Below are 17,523 nucleotides of genomic sequence, written 5' to 3'. Positions count from 1 at the left end.
TCCCACCACCTGTGGATAACGGGATTGAGGTGGTGTCGCTTCCGATCAAGGGATCGGAAGGTGGTGGCCATGGAAACCCCAACACAGGCCCTCGGGCGCCGCGGCGAAGACAAGGCCGTGGAGTATCTGGAAGCCCGCGGCTGGCGGGTGCTGGAACGCAACTGGCGTTGCCGCGAGGGCGAGATCGACATCGTCGCAGCAGAACCGGACGGGAAGACGCTCGTCGTCGTGGAGGTGAAGTCACGCTCAGGGTTGGGCTTCGGCTCGCCGATTGAGACCATCACCTACGCGAAGGCCTGCCGGTTGCGCAGGCTTGCCGCGCTGTACGTCAGGCAGTCAGGGTTGCGCCCCAAGCTCATCCGCGTGGATGGCATCGGCGTGCTCTGGCCGCGCGGTGGCGAATGCGAGTTCACCTACGCTCGAGGGATCGACGAATGGTAGGCCGACGGGTGTGGTCGGTGGCACTGTCCGGGATCAACGGCTTTCCTGTCGAGGTTGAGGCCGCCAAGGGAGGCGGGCTGCCGAGAGTTCAGCTGGTGGGTCTTCCCGACGCCGCGCTGAGCGAGGCCAAGGCGCGGGTGCGGGCAGCCGTCCTGGCCACCGGCTTGTCCTGGCCCCCGGGGCTGGTCACCATCAATCTGTCGCCTGCGGGCCTCCCGAAGGCCGGCACCCACTACGACGTGGCCATCGCCGTGGCGGCGCTCATCGCGGAGGGCCAGATGGAACTCGTCTCGGACACCCGCACAGTCCTGGTGGGCGAACTGGGCCTGGATGGCCGGATCCGCAAGGTCCGCGGGGTGCTCCCCGCGATGCTTGCGGCGGCCAAGGCGGGATTCGAACGGGCGATCGTGCCTGCGGGTCAACAGGCTGAGGCGTCCCTCGTGCCGGGCCTCACCGTGTGGGGGGCCGGCCGGCTTGCCGAGGTTGTCGATCTGCTGGAGGGCAAGCCGGTCTTCAACCCCACTGAGGCCGCCCCCGCGTCCTCGCCTCCCCTCGAAGGCCCCGCGGGCTTCACCCCTGACCTGGCAGACGTCGTCGGTCACCAGGACGGCAAGTTCGCCCTGGAGGTGGCTGCCGCCGGGCGGCACCACCTGTTCCTCCATGGCTCTCCAGGCGTGGGCAAGACCATGCTCGCGGCCCGCCTTCCATCCATCCTCCCGGACCTGGCGGAACAGGAGGCGGTGGAGGTCTCCGCCATCCACTCCCTGGCCGGCCGGGAGCTCACAGGGCTCATCCAACGGCCACCCTATGCGGACCCGCACCACTCCGTGACCCCGGTGGCGCTCGTGGGTGGCGGCACTTCCGAACTCAAACCCGGGGCGATCTCGATGGCGCACCGTGGCGTGCTCTTCCTGGATGAGGCTCCAGATTTCGGTGCCAAACTCGACGCCCTGCGGACCCCCCTGGAGGACGGCACCATCACGGTGAGCAGGGCCAGGCACACCACCACGTTTCCTGCCCGATTCCAGCTCATCATGGCCGCCAATCCGTGTCCCTGCGGCTCCCATGGCGTGGCTGGCATGGAGTGCACCTGCGATCCGATGAGAGTGCGACGGTACCAGGAGCGGATGAGCGGGCCCATCCTGGACAGAATCGACATCAAGCACCAGATGGCGGGCATCAACAGGGTCCTGCTGGACGTGGCCTCTGGCAGCGCCGAGTCCAGCGCCACGGTGCTGTCGCGGGTGGTGGAGGCCCGTGACAGGCAGCGTCGCCGCCTTGCAGACACGCCGTGGTCCACCAACGGTGAGGTGCCGGGCCCTTATCTCCGCCAGCAGCTGAGCCTCCCGACGGATCTCGGCGTGCTGAACACGGCGCTCCAGAGGGGTGTGCTCAGCGCCCGAGGTGTGGACAAGGTGATCAGGCTGGCCTGGACCCTCACGGACCTCGCCGGCCGGGACAGGGTGGGCAGCCGTGAGCTGCGGGCCGCGCTCCACCTCAGGCAGGGCGAGCAGCGGAGGGGCGCCGCATGAGCGTCACTGAACGCACGGCCCGGATGGGTCTCTGCTCCCTCCAGCCCCTGGGCTCGCCCCCGCTGGTCAAGGCTGTGGAGGAGTTCGGCGCAGTGGACGTGTGGCGCGGCCTCCTGGCGCAACCCGACGGTGGGGCGCTGTCACGCAAGGCAGCCCTGGTGGACACGGGCCTCGTGGAGCGTGCGGCCGCGGCGTGCGGGGCCCGCTTTCTCATCCCCTCGGACCAGGAGTGGCCCGCCCGGCTCGGTGACCTCTACAGGGCCAACGTCGCTGGGCAGACCGGGCCGCCGCTCGGGCTCTGGGTACGCGGCGCCTCGTTGGAGGGCCTGGAGGGTGGCGTGGCTGTGGTCGGGGCCAGGGCCTGCACCTCGTACGGGGAGCAAGCATCCATCACACTCGCCGCAGACCTCGCGGCAGCAGGCACTCCGGTCATCTCCGGGTTGGCCTTCGGGGTGGATGCGGCCGCCCACCGCGGCGCCCTGGGGGTCCAGGGACTCACGGCCGCTGTGGTCGCCAGCGGACTGGATGACCCGTACCCCACCGCCAACGCGCGCCTCGCGCAGGCGGTGGCAGGATCCGGAGCACTGCTCTCCGAGCTCCCCCCCGGGGCTCGGCCCACCAGATACGCCTTCCTCGCCAGGAACCGGCTCATCGCAGCCCTGTCGGAAGCCGTGGTGGTCGTCGAGGCCTCCTCGCGCTCCGGGGCGAAGAACACGGCCTCCTGGGGCCTGGCGCTGGGGCGTCACGTGATGGCAGTGCCTGGGCCCATCACCTCGTCGTTGTCAGCCACACCCCATCGACTCATCCGCGACGGCGAGGCGGTGCTGGTGTCCACCGCCCAGGAGATCCTTGCGCTGCTGGCCCCCCTCGGAACCGCGCCGGAGCCCTCCGGGAGAGGGGCGAACCGGCCGATGGACACGCTGGCCTCACCGCTCAGGGAGATCAGGGAAGCCGTGCACACCCGCGAGGAGGTGACGGCATCGGAATTGGCGGCCCGCACAGGCCAGACCATGGTGGAGGCGTTGGCCAACGCGGCCGAACTCGTCGAATCCGGTTGGCTGGCGGAAGGGGAGGAAGGCGGTTTCCGCCTCCCGGGGCGCTGTCGCTAAACCCTCTCGGCGGTGGCAGGGGACAGCTGCTCCCGGGCGGAGACGAGCCCTTCGGTCGTCCCGGCCTGAAGACGACTCCCCGCCACGATCCGTCCCATCCCAGAGGCTCGCCTCAGGACGACGAGGACGGGGCGCCCGAGGAGCACGATCGCCAGCAGTGTGCTGATCGCCCGGCCCGTGTCCCAACCTCCGGTGGACGTGATCAGGGTGAACCAGCCGAACCGGGCCAGGTTCTCCGTCATCGGGGCTCCGGCGACGTAGTCGAGGCTGCCCGCGCCACCGTCGATCCCCGTGATGAACGGCCAGAACCACATGTTCATCAGCGCGCCGTAAGCGTAGGCGGAGATGACGCCGAAGGCGCCCAGCATGGCCACCTCGGCCCCGCCCCGCACCCGCTTGGGGAGCAGCCCCGCCCCCAGGCCGATCCATGCGGCCCCCAACATCTGGAACGGCAACCACGGCCCCACCCCGGCCGTCAGCAGCGCGGAGGCGAACATCGACAGGAAGCCCAGCAGATAGCCGAACCCGGGGCCGAAGACCCTCCCTGCAAGGATCAACAGGAAGAAGGCGGACTCCAGGCCGGCCGTGCCGGGGCCCAGCGCCGGCCTGAGTGCCGCGTTCAGGGCGGACAGCACGCCGAGCACAGCCAGCGACCGCGCATCGAGGCCGCCCTCGCTCACCTGGGCCACCACCAGCAGAAGCACCACCGGAAGCAGGGCGGCGAAGACGAACGGCGCGTCGCCCGTGTGCTGGGGGGTGACCCCGATGGCAGGGATGAGGAGAGGCCATCCGATCGCGAACAGCCCTAACAGGGATGAGGCGCCTATCACCGCCCAGGTCCGCCAGCCCAGCTGGACGCCGACGAGCGGAGCGGGAATCGTCACGGTGGATTCATCGCGCATCGAGGTACTCCTGCACTGTCAGGATGGGGATCGGATTGGCCACCTTGGCCACCTGCGTGGCCAACAGCGCCGAGCCGGCGAGGATGTCGCGGGTGGGCCCGTCCGAAACCACCTCGCCCTCAGCCATCACCACCACGCGGGAGCAGCTCTGAGCCACCATCTCCACGTCATGGGTGGCGATCATCACGGCCCGGCCCTCGGCCGCCATCGCGGCGACGATGTCGGCGAGCACGGCCTTGGCCGCGTAGTCCAGGCCTCGGGTGGGTTCATCGAGCAGCACCACTGGGGGGTTGCCCGCCAGTTCCACGGCCAGCACCACAGCGAGCTTCTGCCCCTCGGAAAGGTCGCGGGGGTGGGCTTGGGGGTCGATGCCTGGGACCAGGCGCCGGAGGAGGGCCGCGGTTGTCCCCTCCGGGAGCCCGGCGGCCTGATCGCCGGCCAGGCATTCCGCCTCCACGGTGGCCAGGTACAACAGGTCGGTCGGAGTCTGCGGGACGAGGGCGACCCTGGCCCCATCCGTGAGGGTCACTCGGCCGGCGTCACGGCGTCCCGCGCCGTGAAGGGCCCACATCAGGCTGGACTTGCCGCAGCCGTTGCGCCCCATCAGGGCCGTCACCTCTCCTGCGTGCAGGCTGAGGTCGACATCGGACACCGCGACAGTCTCGCCGTACCGGACCACGAGGCCGTGGCCGGCCAGCACGCGCCGCCCCGGGGGCGGTGCCGTGGGAAGCGCAGGGGGGAGCTCGAGCCATGCGCGGCGCTGCTCGGAGCCTGGACGCCTCGCCTCACGGATCGTCAGGGGGAGGGGCGACCATCCCAGCCTGGCGCCGAGCTCCACCAGCGGCGGTTTGATGGGAGACAGTTCCAGCACGTCCCGAGTGGGGCCATGCAGGACCGTGCGTCCCACCAGGAGCACGCTGTCGGCAAACTCGATCACCCGCTCCATGCGGTGCTCGGCGATGACGACGGTGGTGCCAAGATCCCGCACCAACCGGCTGATGATCGCCAGGACTTCCTCCGCCGCGATCGGGTCCAGTGCGGAGGTGGGCTCGTCCAGGACGAGAACCTTCGGTGAGCTGGCCAGCACGCTGGCGATCGCCACCCGCTGCTGTTGGCCTCCGGAGAGGGTGCGCAGCGCCCGCGACCGCAGCTCGGCGATGCCCAACAGGTCGAGCGTTTCCTCCACGCGGCGCCGCATCTCCACAGCGGCGAACCCGAGTTGTTCCATGGAGTAGGCGATCTCGTCCTCGACGGTGTCGGTGACGAAACCGGCCAGCGGGTCCTGGCCCACGTAGCCCACCGTCGTGGCGAGCTCGCGGGGCGGGAGAAAGGTGGTGTCGCGGCCGTCGATCCGGATGCGGCCGGTGCGCACCCCTCCGGTGAAGCGGGGGACGAGGTTGTTGATGCAGCCGAGCAGCGTTGACTTACCGCACCCCGTGGGGCCGACGACGAGGCACAGTTCGCCCTCGTCGATGGTGAAGCTCACACCGTTGAGCCTCAGGGTGTCGTTGGCGGCGTAGCGGAAGGAGATGTCGTCGAAACTGATCATCGGGCGGTCCTCACCGTGACCGGTTCCGGCGCCAGGAGAGCGGGGAGGAACGCCACCGCAAGTGCTCCCGCGAGGAGGGGTGTGAGGGTCGGCCACGCCAGCGGGACGAGCGTTGGGAAGAGGACGGCGGCGTCGTCTCCCGACCCTACCCAGCTCACGACCGCGGCGGCGCCCACGCCCGAGGCGAGGACGAGGCTCTCATCCACACTCCAGGGGATGGGCCGGTACTGGGTGCGGCGGACGGAGGCCCCCGAGACCCGGAGCGCAGCGGCAGCGGCGGCCAGACCGCCCAGGAGGAGGCCGGCTGCCAGCAGCGGAATCCCGAACACCGGATAGTCAGGGGAACGGGCCAGGAACCGGAACGACCACACCGCCAGCAGCATCATGGCCAGCAGGCCGAGAGCCAGCGACAGCCTGCGTTGGCCCCGCGAGGAGGTGCCTGCCCGGCCGAACCCCCGGACATCCATCGATGCTGCGAGGGAGAGTGAGCGCTCCAGCGCATCGGAGAGAACGGGAACGATGATGGTCTCAACCGCGCGCAGCTTCGCCCGTCGGTTGGTCCCGTCAGGGCTGCGGCGTAGTCGTCGGGCGCGCAGCACACGTTGCAGGGATTCACCGAGTTGGGGAAGGGCGCTCACAGCCACGACGAGCACAGTGCCGGCCTCGTAGAAGGCGCCGGGCAGGCTTGCCAGCAACTTCCTGGGGTTGGCCAGGGCATTGGCCGCACCGATGCACACCACGATCGTGGCCAACCTCAATCCGTCATAGAGCCCCGCGAGGAGCGATTCAAGCGACACCGGGCCGAGCAACCGGATGCCCGTCACCCAGGAGGGAAGGGGCACCTCCGGCAGCGTGAACAGGATGGTGGGCCCGTCGCCGCCGCCGAAGATGATCCGGAAGACCACCCGCAGCACCACGATGAACAGGGCCAACCACAGGTAGAGCGAGAAGGACTTCGCCCACGGGCTGTCGCCCCGCTTGGAGAGGGTGACTACGCAGGCGACGGCGATGAGCCCCGTCAGGAGCAGTGGGTTGGTGGTCATGGAGGCGGCAGCTGCCAGCGCCAGCGCCCAGGCCCACCACGAGAACGGGTGGAGCTGGCGCGGCAGCCTCGGCCGCGACATCACTGTCCGCGGCGTCGCCACCACACCAGGCCACCGGCGGCGGCCAGGGCCACCACCACGCCGATCCCGATGATGGTGCCGGTGGGCACTCCAGAAGCGGGCTCGTCGTCTTCGGCGTCCGTGGCCGGCGCGGAGGCATCCGCCGAGGCGATGGGGGACGCCGACGCATCCGGTGCGGCCGAGGAGGCATCGGGTGTCGTTGCTGGGACGGACTCCGACGGTGCGGCGGAGGAGTCCTCAGGCTCGGCGGCCTCATCGGAGAGGGGGTTGAACTGAGGGGCTTCCTGCGGCTGGTTGTAGTCCTCGAGGAGGCGCCAGCCGATCACCTGTCCGGCCTCGGGCACCAGATCCCCGGCACCGACCTGCGCGAACACCCATTCGCCCAGCTGCCCGTCCTCGACCGACGCGGTCCACAGGCTCCACCACTGCGGGTCCTCGGCTGTGACGCCGTCGACGGTGATGAAGAACGCTCCCTGGTCCGCCGCCAGCCCGGTGCTGACCATGGCCTCGGTGGCGGTGGCGAACTCGGTGGCGCAGGCGCCGGTGACCTCTTCGTGCTCCACGTGCACCCAGACGTTGCCGGCATCGACGCAGGCCACTGCCGTTTCGTCGGCCGATGCGTGGGGCGCGAGGCCTGAGAGCCCGACCGCCAGCAGGGCAGCGAGAGGAAGCGCCCAGCGGCGCGTGGTGATGGGGGACATGTGGACCTCTATCCGTTGGTCCGTCGGCCAAGGGTTCTCCGCTGGTTCGCGACGGAAGTGAAACGACCTCTGTGTTGACCGGCGGTCCGACTCCCCACAGGTGGGTTCACGGTTGCGCGACAGTTCCGGGATCGCACCGGATTCACCTGCCAACGGCGACACATTACCCCACCGCTAGGCTGGGCCTCACCCCTACCCTCGAGGAGCGCGCATGCTGCCCCAGGCCCTCGTCTTCGACATGGACGGCACGTTGACCGACACTGAGGCCGTGTGGGACGTGGTGAGGCGCGGCCTCGCGACTGACGCCGGCCTCCCGTGGCCCGACGGCGCCACCCAGGCGATGATGGGGATGAGCACCCAGGAGTGGAGCTCCTTCCTCGTGCACACTGTGGGGCTGCCCGTCGCGCCCGAGGAGGCGGCCCGGCTCACGGTGGAGGCGATGGCCGAGCACTATCGTGGCGGGATCACGTTGCTGCCAGGCGCTGTGGAATCGGTCCGGCGCATGGCCGAGCTCTGCCCTGTGGCGATCGCGAGCTCGTCGCCACGGCTGCTGATCGACGCGGCGGTGGAGGTGATGGGCCTGACTGACGTGTTGACGGCCACCGTGTCCACCGAGGAGGTGGCACGCGGGAAGCCCTCCCCGGACGGCTACCTGCGCGCCTGCGAACTCCTGGGGGCAGATCCCCGGCTCAGCGTCGCCGTCGAGGACGCGCCCAACGGACTCCTCTCGGCGCTGGCCGCGGGGATGGCCGTGGTGGCAGTCCCCCCGCACTTCCACCCGCCGGCGGCCGAGCTCCTCGCCCGGACGACCGTTCTCGGGAGTCTCAACGAGCTCACCCCCGAGCTCGTCGAGACGCTCATCCCAGCTGCCACGTGACCTGACGGCCGAGCGTGCCGGCGAGTTCCTCAGCTGCGCCGGGGCGGGTGGACGTCTCCAGCCGTGCCTTCATCGCGTCGATCCGCTGGCCGATGCCGAGCCGCTCCGCCGCCGCAGCATTGGTGGGTTCCTCGATGAACTTCGTCATGGCCGCCACCGCGTTGCGTTGGTGCGTCGAGTCCGACTCGCTCTGCGACTCCAACCGGGCGCGGTACCACGCCGAGGACAGCACGTCCTCGCGGTCGAAGAGGCGGCGGAACCGCTCGTCGTGCAGGGTCATCCCGTCGGACTCGCCGGTGGCCATGATCTCCAGTAGCGCCCTGATCGGCGGAACGGCCAGGGCGACCGTGCCGTCGTCGAGGTAGGACTGGGCGACCCGCTTGTGCGTGGTCACGATGGTGCGCACGGAGGCGACGTAGGCCGCCACGTCCTGCAACTCGGGTTGCAGCATGTTCTCCGAGAACACCACGTGTGGGTGCATGAAGATCCGGCCGAAGTACTTGGCCTGGAACTTCGACGTCATGCGGTAGCCGAGCCGGCTGGCCTCGATGAGCTCGCCCTCATGCTCGAAGTCAGGGACCTGCTCGAGCGCACCCTCGGCGATGAGGCATCGGGCGTCTCGCTCCTCGGGCGTCATCCGGGAGAACACCTCCGGCACCAGGAGCGAGATGTCGTGATCGACCCGCACGTTGGGGCCGATCACACCGGCGCTGGAGAGCCAGCCGTCGTAGCCGGTCAGCGCGAACGACAGGAACGCGGCGTTGAGGTCGATCACCGAGGGCAGGGCGTTGAACGGACCTTTGGTCATCGCGCCCTCTGAACCGGCCCCCGTCGTCGAAGGCGACTTGCCGGTCATCGACGAGATGAATTCCATGAACAGCTCGGGCAACTCCATGTAGTGGAGCGGGGCGTAGGCGCACAGCGGCGGCACGCCGTCCTCCGCCGCGTTGTTGCGCCGACCCGCCGCCACCACGTCCACGGGGAGACGCAGCGGCTCGGCCATGGCCAGCCTCCGATGGAGCCGTGCCACCATCTCGGCCAGCACCGTCTCCTTGGGACGGGCGATGTCCTGTCGGACCTGAAGGTAGCGGGGATTCTTGGACCGCGCGCCGTTGATCAGCCGCGGGTGCGCCGAGGAGACGAAGTAGCCGGGGACCCCCTCGCCGCCCTTGGCCACTCTCCGGATCAGCTCCTGGATGGGCTTGGAGAAGGTGGAGAACGCGATGGCGTCGTCGACGAGCTCGCGGGCGTCCGCAGTGGTCAACGGCTCGAAGTTGCTGAGGAAGGCGCCGCCGGCGATGTCGAACTCTGCCTGCCTGTCGTAGCCGCGGTGGATCGCATCGTCGGGCCGCTGGAACAGGAGCTGTTCGCAGTTGGTGACGTACTTCCTCGACAGGCCGTCCTCGCGCCCGGCGACCGTGCCTGGGACCACGATGCTGGCGGTGATGTCGTCTTCTGTCTGCACCTTCGCGGCGGGGTGGAAGTCGTGCCTGAGGCCGAACAGGCGCCAAGACCCGTCAGGGGCGAATCCCACGCGCAGCATGTTGACGGTGATCTTGTCGCCGTCGAGGCGCAGCGCGTGCCCCGCCCGTCCGTTGATGCGCCCCACCGAGAAGTGGGGGGCCCACTCGCCGCCCCACTCGGGGCGGTAGAAGCGCTTGACGACGAACACCAGTTCCTTGATGTGGTGTGGGATGGACTCCACCCAGGCGTTGTACTCGTCGGTGTAGTCGGGGCTCGGGGTGAGCAGCTTGATCACGCTGCCCACGGAGCGCTCATCGGACAGGAGCGGGCGGAAATCGGCGGCGGCGGGATCGAGGAAGCGTTGCGAGAAGTCGCGGACCACGATGGCGTCCACCTGGGCCATGTCCTCGACGAAGTCCGCCACGTAGGCGTTACCGAACACGAACGCGTCCGTGATGGACTTTGAGATCTCGGACTTGCCGCCCCCGGAGACCGTGGCCGGCTTGTGGCACGACGTGGCGATGGGGGAGGTGCCGAGCAGCGTCCACTGGGCGCCGTCGGCCTCGATGTGGGCCAGTTCGACGACGTAGCCGTCGGGGCTGACGTAATAGGTGTCGGCCCGCAGTGCGATCGTGCTCGCAGCTCCGTCTCTGCCCCAGGTGATGGTGCTGTCGCGCAGGGAGAAGGTGGCCAACTCCGGCACGAGCACGATGTGTGGCTGCTCAAGGTCCAGGGCGTGCCCCTCCGGTTGCCGCGCGAAGCGCTCCGGGTTCCGGGCGATGACGTCGTCCAGGCGGTAGGACGGGTCCCCGTAGGTGTGGGTGTAGGTCTGGCCAAGGTTGTAGCGGGGGAAGGTGATGGCGCCGCCCGAATGCTCCTCCTCGACCATGCCGAGGAGGTTGGCCGAATAGCTGATCTGCGCCTTGACCTCCTTCTTGCAGTAGCCGAAGTAGTTGTCCGCGATGACGGTGACGATGACGCCCCGCTCGTCCCTGGCGCAGGCTTTGAACGCGGAGCCGTTGTTGTACAGCTCGTTCTCGTCGCGCCAGCACATCCCGTCGCGGCGCTGGCGTTGGCTGGCGTCGTCGTAGTGGGGGAGCCCCAGTTCCTTCTTGGTGAGCCGGGTGAGGTGCGGGGCCAGGACCACGAGGCCGGTGTGCCCGGTCCACTCGGCGGGGTTGAGCGAGCCGTCGTTCTCCGGCAGGTAGGGGTCGCCGCCGTTGCCGAAGATGCCCTCCACGAAGTCGAGGTTTGCCATCAACGTGGCTGGTGCGATGAAGCGGGTCTCCATCCGGCGTTCGACGGTGTAGCCGGGCACGGCTGGGACGACGATCGGGCGCAGCAGCAGCGAGACCCAGCATTTCGGCTGATCCGGCTGCGCGGCGGTGTAGGGCAGCACCATGGCCTCGTCGGGCGGAAGGAACGCCTGCTCCATCAACCGCCCGAAGACACCGCGGGGAACCGCGATCTTGTCGTCCTGAATGGGGAGGCCACCCTCGGCGATGTGGAACACGCCCTTGGTGGTGCGACGGTCGTTGGCCGGGTTGTGCAGGATGCCGTTGACGAGGCGGTAGCTGGTGAGGAGCTCCGAGGTGAACGTGTCACCGTCGACGGGCAGCGACATCTCGCGTGCCAGCCCGGCCTGATCGAGTACCAGGGTCTGTCGCGGCAGGCAGGGCTGGGCCCCGGTTCCGTCGAGGTAGGAATCGAGAAAGTTCTGGATTCGGGTGTCGACGGCGGGTAGCCGGTGGGCGAGGCGCCTGTTGAGTTCGCGTTGCCGCGCCAGGATGGGCCGGACCAGATCCACTGCGCGCCCGGCCGCACCCTCAGAGGGCAGCGGGAGCCCGAGCAGGCCGAGGCGGAGGTTGATAGCTGCGGTGTCCGCGAAAGTCGCCATGGTTCACTATGGACTTCGCACTGGTCCGGACAAAGCGGGGGTCCCCCCTCAAGCGCGATTGACCTCCTTTAGGATGCGGCGGCCCGGTGCACCGACTCGATGGCCTCGACCACCCGGTCGTTGAGTGGGGCGAGGTGGGCGAAGTCCTTCGGCGGATCACCACGGTAGAGGGGCCTGACGCACGTCAACTCCTCGTACAGGTCCTCCTTGGTGAAGTTCGTGCGCCTGGCCAGCATGCGCAACCCGCCGTGTGCCTCACGAAGGTCGTGCAGCCGCCCACGCCACCCCGGGTTGGACAGGGGCGCACCCTCTGAGTCCATGGCCTCGGTCAGGGCGCTGAGCGCCTCGATGAGATCGCTCAGGTAGGGCCGGACGCTCTCCGGGCTGAAGGGCGACAGGATGACCTCGCCGTCGTCGTCGCCGGTGTCGCGCCGCAGCAGCTTGTCGAGAAAACCCATGATGGTCACCCTTCGTCGTCGATTCTCCAACGGTAGCGCCTGGCCGGTGGCCGGCGACGTGGCCGGGCCCGCGAAAGATCAATCGAAGCGGGACTCGCTCTCCGCGTTGGTCAGCCCACCCAGGGAGTCTCCCGGCAGTTCGCTCGAGGTGGGATGGTGCTGATGCCCGCCCGCGTCGGGATCCAGCACGCTGTGTCCTGGGCCGGCATCTGGGTCCAGGATGTCCTGGCTCGGGTGGATCTCAGGGTCGTAGACCTCATCGTCCGGGTGGGTGCTCATCATGGCCTCGCTCCTCTTGCTGGGGGATCGACGCTACCCCCAATGCAGACCGCGTGCGGCGGTTTCAGCCCACCCGCGGCCCGGCGGTGGGAGACTGAAGAAGAGAGAGCGGGCGACGACGCCCGACCGCCTGCCGCCCCCCTCACGTTCGCAGTGTGACGAGGAGGCTGAACATGTTCGAGCAGCAGTATCAGAAGATGGCCGAGGCCCCAGGCTTCGTGGCCGCGTTGGATCAGAGCGGCGGCAGCACGCCACGGACGCTGCAGCGCTACGGCGTGGAGGCGTGGGTCGATGAGGCCGAGATGTTCGAGAAGGTGCACGCGATGCGCTCCCGGATCATGGCGAGTCCCAGTTTCGACGGCGACCGGATCCTCGCCACCATCCTCTTCGCCCACACCGTGGACCGTCAGGTGGACGGCCGTCCCACGCCGGAATACCTGTGGGAGGCCAAGCACATCGTGCCCATCCTCAAGGTGGACAAGGGGTTGGTGGAGGAGCGCGACGGAGCCCAGCTGATGAAGGACATCGACGGACTCGACGAGGTGCTTGCCGACGCACTCGCCAAGGGCGTCTTCGGCACGAAGATGCGGTCGGTGGTGCGGGCACCGGGGGCGGGGGCTGAGGCCGCCGTCGCGCAGCAGCTCTACCTCGGACGCCGCATCCTCGCCGCGGGTCTGGTGCCGATCCTGGAGCCGGAGGTGGACATCACCTCACCCCACAAGGCGGAGGCAGAACGGCATGTCCACGATCTGCTCGCGGTGGGTCTGGACGACCTGCCTGAGGGGGAGCGGGTCATGCTGAAGCTCACCCTGCCGGAGCACGACGACCTGTACGCGGACCTGGTGGCGCACCCGCGGGTGCTGCGCGTGTTCGCGCTCTCGGGCGGGTACTCCCGCGCGGAGGCCACGGAGCGCCTGGCCAGGCAACACGGCGTGGTGGCCAGCTTTGCGCGCGCTCTGATGGAGGGTCTGAACATCAATCAGTCCGACGAGGAGTTCGACCGGGTCCTGGGCAGCTCCATCGCGGAGATCTACGCGGCGTCCATGGCCTGAGGCACGCTCAGGCGGCTCCGTGGTGTCCAAGTTGGCGCCACGCCTCGTAGACGGCGATGGCGGCGGCGTTGGCCAGGTTCAGTGAACGCATTCCGGGCCGCATCGGGATACGCACGCGCTCGGTGATGCGAGGATCGGCCAACACGTCAGCGGCCAGTCCCGTGGGTTCGGGACCGAAGAGGAGAACGTCCCCGGGCGCGTAGGACACGTCGGTGTAGGCATCCTCGGCGTGGGCGGTGAAGGCGAACACGCGCGCCGGCAGCAGAGCGCCGTAGGCGGCGGCCAGCGATTCGTGGACGAAGGTGGCGGCCTCGTCTCGATAGTCCAGGCCGGCGCGGCGCAGCTTGGCGTCGTCCATGTCGAACCCGAGTGGTCGGGCCAGGTGCAGTTCGGCGCCGGTCACAGCCGCCAGCCGCATCGTCGCGCCCGTGTTGTTGGGGATCTGGGGCGCGTGGAAGAGGATGCGCAGCGGCCGGGTCCTGGGGTCTGTCGCGGTCAAGGCGTTACCTGCCACTGGTGGAGGGTGAGCGCATACTCGACGTCGCCGTCCTCGTCGCCATCGATTCGGACCGGCCACTCAGCCACGAACGTCCGGACGAGTCGTCGGGTCTCCAGGTATGGGGTCATGAAGGATGCTAACCCACGGCCGGCAGCCGGCCCGCGGGGAGGGGCGAGGTGGGTTTTCCGGCAGCCGTTCGTGCGGGCGGCGAGACGACTCCAGCGCTGACCGTGATCATTCCCTGAGACGCCCGCAATAGTCGACGGCGCATCGCCTCTGGGCCGGCGTCCTGCGGCAGGGCTCGGGCAGCCGTGAACTCACTTGTTCGACGCAGGCGGCACCCGGCCGGTAATGTGGTTGATCGTTTCGCCTCCACTGTCCCCGACGGAAAGGGGGGGGCACCATGAGTGCGCCCGCTCCTGTCCCGCGGCCGGAGACCGGCCACCCGCATCGCCGATGGTGGGTGGAACGCCTGCTGCGCGAACGGGCACAGGCAAGCGAGCCCGAGGCCGAACCCGAGGTCGCCCCCGACCGGCTTCCCCTCGTGTCCCTGGCGACCAGGGTCGGGGCGACCGCGCTGGTTTCCGGTGCGTCGGCGTCCCAAGCCACCGAGATGATCCTGCGGCTCGGTCTGGCACACGGCGTCCGCTTCCAGGTTGACGTCACCTACACAGCGGTCACAGTGGCGTGCACGGAGGCCGACAGGGAGGGCATCCCGCTGAACCTGTTCCGCACGGTGCCGGCGCTCGACCGCGACTACGCACGCCTCGCGCACCTGGAATCGGTCGTGGGCGCAGTCGCGCGGGGAGAGCGGTCGGTCGACCGGGCCACTCAGGAGTTGGTCCTGTGGCAGTCGCGAGCCGGCGTCTACCGGCGCTGGGTGACCGCACTGGTTGCCTTCACCCAAGGCGCCAGCATCACGGCACTCCTGGGTGGTGTGCCACTGGAGATCGGGGTGGCGGGGCTCGCCACCCTGCTGGTGCACGAAGTCACCGCGCGGCTCGCGCGGACGAACGCGTCCTACTTCTATGCCCAGGTCGTGGCGGGGGCGATCCCGATGATGCTGGCCATCGCCCTCATGTTCCTGCGGTCCCAGGGCGTCACCGACCTGTGGGCACTGTCGCCGTCGCTGGTGGTGGCCGCCGGCATGGTCACGATGCTGGCCGGCCTGGGCGTCGTCGGGGCCGCGCAGGACGCACTGGACGGCTACTACATCACCGCCGCCGCGCGCATCGTCGACCTGGTGATGCGCACGGGCGGGCTCATCCTCGGCGTCGTAGCCGTGCTGTGGCTCGGCGTGCGGCTGGGGGTGCCCGCATACCTGGCGCCGGAGTCCATACCGCCGCACCACCCCGCCGTGCAGGTCGCCGCGGCCTCGATCTTCGCCACCGCCGTGGGTCTGTTCGGAAGGTTCGGCCCTCGTGGGGCCCTGGTAGCCGGCATGGGGGGCGGCCTGGGGTGGATGGTGTACTTGCTGCTGTTGCCGCTCGTCGGCGGCGACTATGCGGTCGCGGCCGGGGGTGCGGCCGCCGTCGTGGCGGTGTTCGCCCACCCCGTCGGGCGATGGATGCGCCTGCCCGCCATCGCGATCGTGACCGTCGGCATCGTGCCCCTCATGCCCGGCCTGATCCTCTACCGCGGCCTATTCCACCTTGTCGTCGGGATGCCCGCGGTGGAGCCCGGTGACACGGCCGGAGAGCTGTTTCTTCTCGCCGCTGTGACGGGGGTCATGCTGGCCCTCGGTAGCTCCGTCGGCTCCACCCTCGGCCGGCACCTTGCCCAACCGACTGAGCAACTGGCGCGGCTGGCATTGCGGGCGTCCCTGCGCCGAGGTCAGCAGGGACGAACCTGACAGCCGTCCGTCTGCAGCGGCCCTCCTTGCCGACGCGCATGCGTCGGGTCCTGGTCTTCAACCCTGGAAGGGTTGTGCCGATCACGCTGGAGAGCGTGCTGCGCGAGCGATGACCTCGGCCGCTGTGTCGATGTCGGTGTCGGTGGTCCACCGCCCAACGCTCAGTCGGACGGCCGTGAGCGCCTCCGCCTCCCCGATCCCCATCGCGGTCAGCACAGGGGAGGGTCGGTCCTGCCCCGAGTGGCACGCCGACCCTGCCGACGCCGCCACCGACGGCACCGCCGCGAGCAGCGAAAGCGCGCGTAGGCCGTCGATCCGCACGTTGAGGGTGTTAGGGAGCCGCTCCGCCCTAGGCCCGTTCAGCCACACCCGTCCGGGGAGGAGTTCCCGCAGCCGCGCCTCGAGGTGGTCCCTCAGGCCTTCCAGTCGGGCGGTTTCCCCGCCGGCCAGCGCCTCTGCGGCGAGGTCCGCCGCCCGTCCGAGCCCGACGGCGTAGGCCACGTTCTCCGTTCCCGCCCGCAGTCCGTGCTCCTGCCCGCCTCCGCCGATGAGCGGGCGGAGGGCGACGCCGTCGCGCACGTACAGCGCGGCCACCCCCTTGGGCGCATACATCTTGTGCCCGACCACGGTGAGCAGGTCGACCCCCAACTCGCCCACGTTCACCGGAACCTTCCCGACGGACTGGGCGGCGTCGGTGTGCAGCAGAACCCCGCGGGCGCGAGTGATCTCCGCGATCTCGCGGATGGGCTGCATGGTCCCGGTCTCGTTGTTGGCGTGCATGACCGTGACCAGCACGGTGGCGGGGGTCATGGCGGCCTCGACGGTGTGAGGGTCCACCCGGCCGGCGGCGTCCACTGGGAGCACGGTGACGTCCACCCCGTGCAGTTCGGCCAGGTCCTGGCAGGCGGCGAGGACGGCTGGGTGCTCGGTGGCCTGGGTGATGAGGTGCGGGCGTGCCCCGTCGGCGAACCGCGGATCAGACGTCATCGCGGCCAGGACCGCGCCGCGGACGGCGAGGGCGTCCGCCTCCGAGCCACTCCCGGTGAACACGATCTCGGACGGGTCGGCGCCGATCAGGGCGGCCACCCTGGCGCGGGCGTCCTCCATCGCGGCGCGCGCGCGTACCCCGTATGCGTGGTTGCTCGAGGGGTTGCCCCCCTCGCTCGTCAGGTACGGAGCCATCGCGGTGAACACTTGCGGGTCCACGGACGTGGTTGCGTTGTAGTCCAGGTAGAGCGGGTGGTCGTTCGAAATCGGATGCTGATCGGTCATGTCCGGTGTTCCTCCCGTGCGATTCGGAATGCCCGCCGCTGTCGGGCGTCGGAAAGAGACGACTCCCTGGCGTTCCTGCCGTCAGGAGTGGCTGGGGTGGACGCCGCGGACCGTGTGGCCGCGGCGTCCAATGGGTTCCTGGTCAGAAGACCAGGACCTTGTCTGCGGCCAGGGTGTGGTCGGCGAGTTCTTCCATGGTGGAACGGCGGGCGCCGGGGACGAGCATCTCGGGGGTCATGCCGCGGGCGTCCATGCAGGTGCCGCAGCACAGGATCTCCCCACTGCTGCGCACGATCCCGCCGAGCATCCGGTCGAGTTTGTAGTAGCCGTCGGCCGTTTTCTGCCCGGCCATGGCGGCGGTCACGCCGTCGCCCATCAGGAAGACGGTCATGTCGACGCCGTCCCGCTTGGCCATGGCGGCCGCCAGGCGGATGGCGTTGAAGGTGGAGTCCAGCCCGTAGGCGGAACCGTTGATGATCATCAGGGCCTTCATGAGTGTTTCCTCTCGGTCGGTG

General features: G+C 69.5%; 17 protein-coding genes. 6 read left to right on the top strand and 11 right to left on the bottom strand.

Features of this window, described 5'->3' with window-relative positions:
* Nucleotides 1-69: 69 nt before the first annotated feature.
* From ACX1D1_RS11800 to dprA, 3 genes are read left to right on the top strand one after another with little or no spacing between them, the layout of a single operon-like run.
* Nucleotides 70-441: a YraN family protein gene (locus ACX1D1_RS11800; RefSeq protein WP_182799561.1), complete on the top strand. Its 372-nt coding sequence runs from the start codon at nucleotides 70-72 to the stop codon at nucleotides 439-441.
* Nucleotides 435-1,973 (top strand): YifB family Mg chelatase-like AAA ATPase, encoded by a 1,539-nt coding sequence (locus ACX1D1_RS11795; RefSeq protein ID WP_182799437.1) that lies wholly within the window; start codon nucleotides 435-437, stop codon nucleotides 1,971-1,973. The genes ACX1D1_RS11800 and ACX1D1_RS11795 overlap by 7 nt, the downstream gene beginning before the upstream one ends.
* Nucleotides 1,970-3,082 carry a DNA-processing protein DprA gene (dprA, locus tag ACX1D1_RS11790; RefSeq protein ID WP_459054676.1) on the top strand — a complete coding sequence of 371 codons (1,113 nt, stop codon included), beginning with the start codon at nucleotides 1,970-1,972 and terminating at the stop codon, nucleotides 3,080-3,082. Before ACX1D1_RS11795 ends, dprA begins: the two co-directional genes overlap by 4 nt.
* Here the strand turns inward: dprA and ACX1D1_RS11785 are convergent.
* From ACX1D1_RS11785 to ACX1D1_RS11770, 4 genes are read right to left on the bottom strand one after another with little or no spacing between them, the layout of a single operon-like run.
* Nucleotides 3,079-3,984, bottom strand: a complete 906-nt coding sequence (locus tag ACX1D1_RS11785) for an ECF transporter S component (protein ID WP_459054675.1) — start codon at nucleotides 3,982-3,984, stop codon at nucleotides 3,079-3,081. The two genes, dprA and ACX1D1_RS11785, sit on opposite strands and share 4 nt — an antisense overlap.
* Nucleotides 3,974-5,533: an ABC transporter ATP-binding protein gene (locus tag ACX1D1_RS11780; protein WP_459054674.1), complete on the bottom strand. Its 1,560-nt coding sequence runs from the start codon at nucleotides 5,531-5,533 to the stop codon at nucleotides 3,974-3,976. Before ACX1D1_RS11780 ends, ACX1D1_RS11785 begins: the two co-directional genes overlap by 11 nt.
* Nucleotides 5,530-6,678 carry a CbiQ family ECF transporter T component gene (locus ACX1D1_RS11775; protein WP_370586074.1) on the bottom strand — a complete coding sequence of 383 codons (1,149 nt, stop codon included), beginning with the start codon at nucleotides 6,676-6,678 and terminating at the stop codon, nucleotides 5,530-5,532. Before ACX1D1_RS11775 ends, ACX1D1_RS11780 begins: the two co-directional genes overlap by 4 nt.
* Nucleotides 6,657-7,358: a hypothetical protein gene (locus tag ACX1D1_RS11770; RefSeq protein WP_182799441.1), complete on the bottom strand. Its 702-nt coding sequence runs from the start codon at nucleotides 7,356-7,358 to the stop codon at nucleotides 6,657-6,659. Before ACX1D1_RS11770 ends, ACX1D1_RS11775 begins: the two co-directional genes overlap by 22 nt.
* Before the next feature lie 211 nt (nucleotides 7,359-7,569).
* On the opposite strand from ACX1D1_RS11770, the gene ACX1D1_RS11765 reads away from it, so the two are divergent.
* Complete coding sequence (locus ACX1D1_RS11765) at nucleotides 7,570-8,235, top strand: HAD family hydrolase (protein WP_459054673.1); 666 nt, start codon at nucleotides 7,570-7,572, stop codon at nucleotides 8,233-8,235.
* Here the strand turns inward: ACX1D1_RS11765 and ACX1D1_RS11760 are convergent.
* The 3 genes from ACX1D1_RS11760 to ACX1D1_RS11750 form a co-directional block, all read right to left on the bottom strand.
* A complete protein-coding gene (locus ACX1D1_RS11760; protein WP_182783779.1) occupies nucleotides 8,216-11,596 on the bottom strand; it encodes a PPi-type phosphoenolpyruvate carboxykinase family protein in 3,381 nt (1,126 codons plus the stop codon). The two genes, ACX1D1_RS11765 and ACX1D1_RS11760, sit on opposite strands and share 20 nt — an antisense overlap.
* 68 nt (nucleotides 11,597-11,664) lie before the next feature.
* The gene (locus tag ACX1D1_RS11755; protein ID WP_459054672.1) at nucleotides 11,665-12,054 is read right to left on the bottom strand and encodes a hypothetical protein; all 390 of its coding nucleotides are present in this window, start codon (nucleotides 12,052-12,054) and stop codon (nucleotides 11,665-11,667) included.
* A gap of 78 nt (nucleotides 12,055-12,132) precedes the next feature.
* Nucleotides 12,133-12,336 carry a hypothetical protein gene (locus ACX1D1_RS11750; protein ID WP_182783783.1) on the bottom strand — a complete coding sequence of 68 codons (204 nt, stop codon included), beginning with the start codon at nucleotides 12,334-12,336 and terminating at the stop codon, nucleotides 12,133-12,135.
* A 170-nt stretch (nucleotides 12,337-12,506) separates the two neighbouring features.
* On the opposite strand from ACX1D1_RS11750, the gene ACX1D1_RS11745 reads away from it, so the two are divergent.
* Nucleotides 12,507-13,385, top strand: a complete 879-nt coding sequence (locus ACX1D1_RS11745) for a fructose bisphosphate aldolase (RefSeq protein ID WP_459054671.1) — start codon at nucleotides 12,507-12,509, stop codon at nucleotides 13,383-13,385.
* 7 nt (nucleotides 13,386-13,392) lie between these two features.
* Here the strand turns inward: ACX1D1_RS11745 and ACX1D1_RS11740 are convergent, their stop codons facing one another.
* Both ACX1D1_RS11740 and ACX1D1_RS11735 read right to left on the bottom strand, forming a co-directional pair.
* On the bottom strand, nucleotides 13,393-13,884 hold the full coding sequence (locus tag ACX1D1_RS11740) for a tRNA (cytidine(34)-2'-O)-methyltransferase (RefSeq protein WP_459054670.1): 492 nt from the start codon (nucleotides 13,882-13,884) through the stop codon (nucleotides 13,393-13,395).
* Nucleotides 13,881-14,012, bottom strand: a complete 132-nt coding sequence (locus tag ACX1D1_RS11735) for a hypothetical protein (protein WP_459054669.1) — start codon at nucleotides 14,010-14,012, stop codon at nucleotides 13,881-13,883. Before ACX1D1_RS11735 ends, ACX1D1_RS11740 begins: the two co-directional genes overlap by 4 nt.
* Nucleotides 14,013-14,287: 275 nt before the next feature.
* On the opposite strand from ACX1D1_RS11735, the gene ACX1D1_RS11730 reads away from it, so the two are divergent.
* Complete coding sequence (locus ACX1D1_RS11730; RefSeq protein ID WP_459054668.1) at nucleotides 14,288-15,736, top strand: threonine/serine exporter family protein; 1,449 nt, start codon at nucleotides 14,288-14,290, stop codon at nucleotides 15,734-15,736.
* Between the two features lie 81 nt (nucleotides 15,737-15,817).
* On the opposite strand, the gene ACX1D1_RS11725 is transcribed toward ACX1D1_RS11730, so the two are convergent.
* The gene (locus ACX1D1_RS11725) at nucleotides 15,818-17,008 is read right to left on the bottom strand and encodes a cysteine desulfurase family protein (RefSeq protein ID WP_459054667.1); all 1,191 of its coding nucleotides are present in this window, start codon (nucleotides 17,006-17,008) and stop codon (nucleotides 15,818-15,820) included.
* A 142-nt stretch (nucleotides 17,009-17,150) separates the two neighbouring features.
* Entirely contained in the window at nucleotides 17,151-17,501 is a 351-nt protein-coding gene (locus ACX1D1_RS11720) for a DsrE/DsrF/TusD sulfur relay family protein (protein WP_459054666.1), read from the bottom strand.
* Nucleotides 17,502-17,523 lie beyond the last annotated feature (22 nt).

Source organism: Tessaracoccus luoxuelianae (assembly GCF_054483915.1).
The sequence above is the reverse complement of the archived record's forward strand: the minus strand, read 5'-3'. Positions and strand labels throughout refer to the sequence as shown.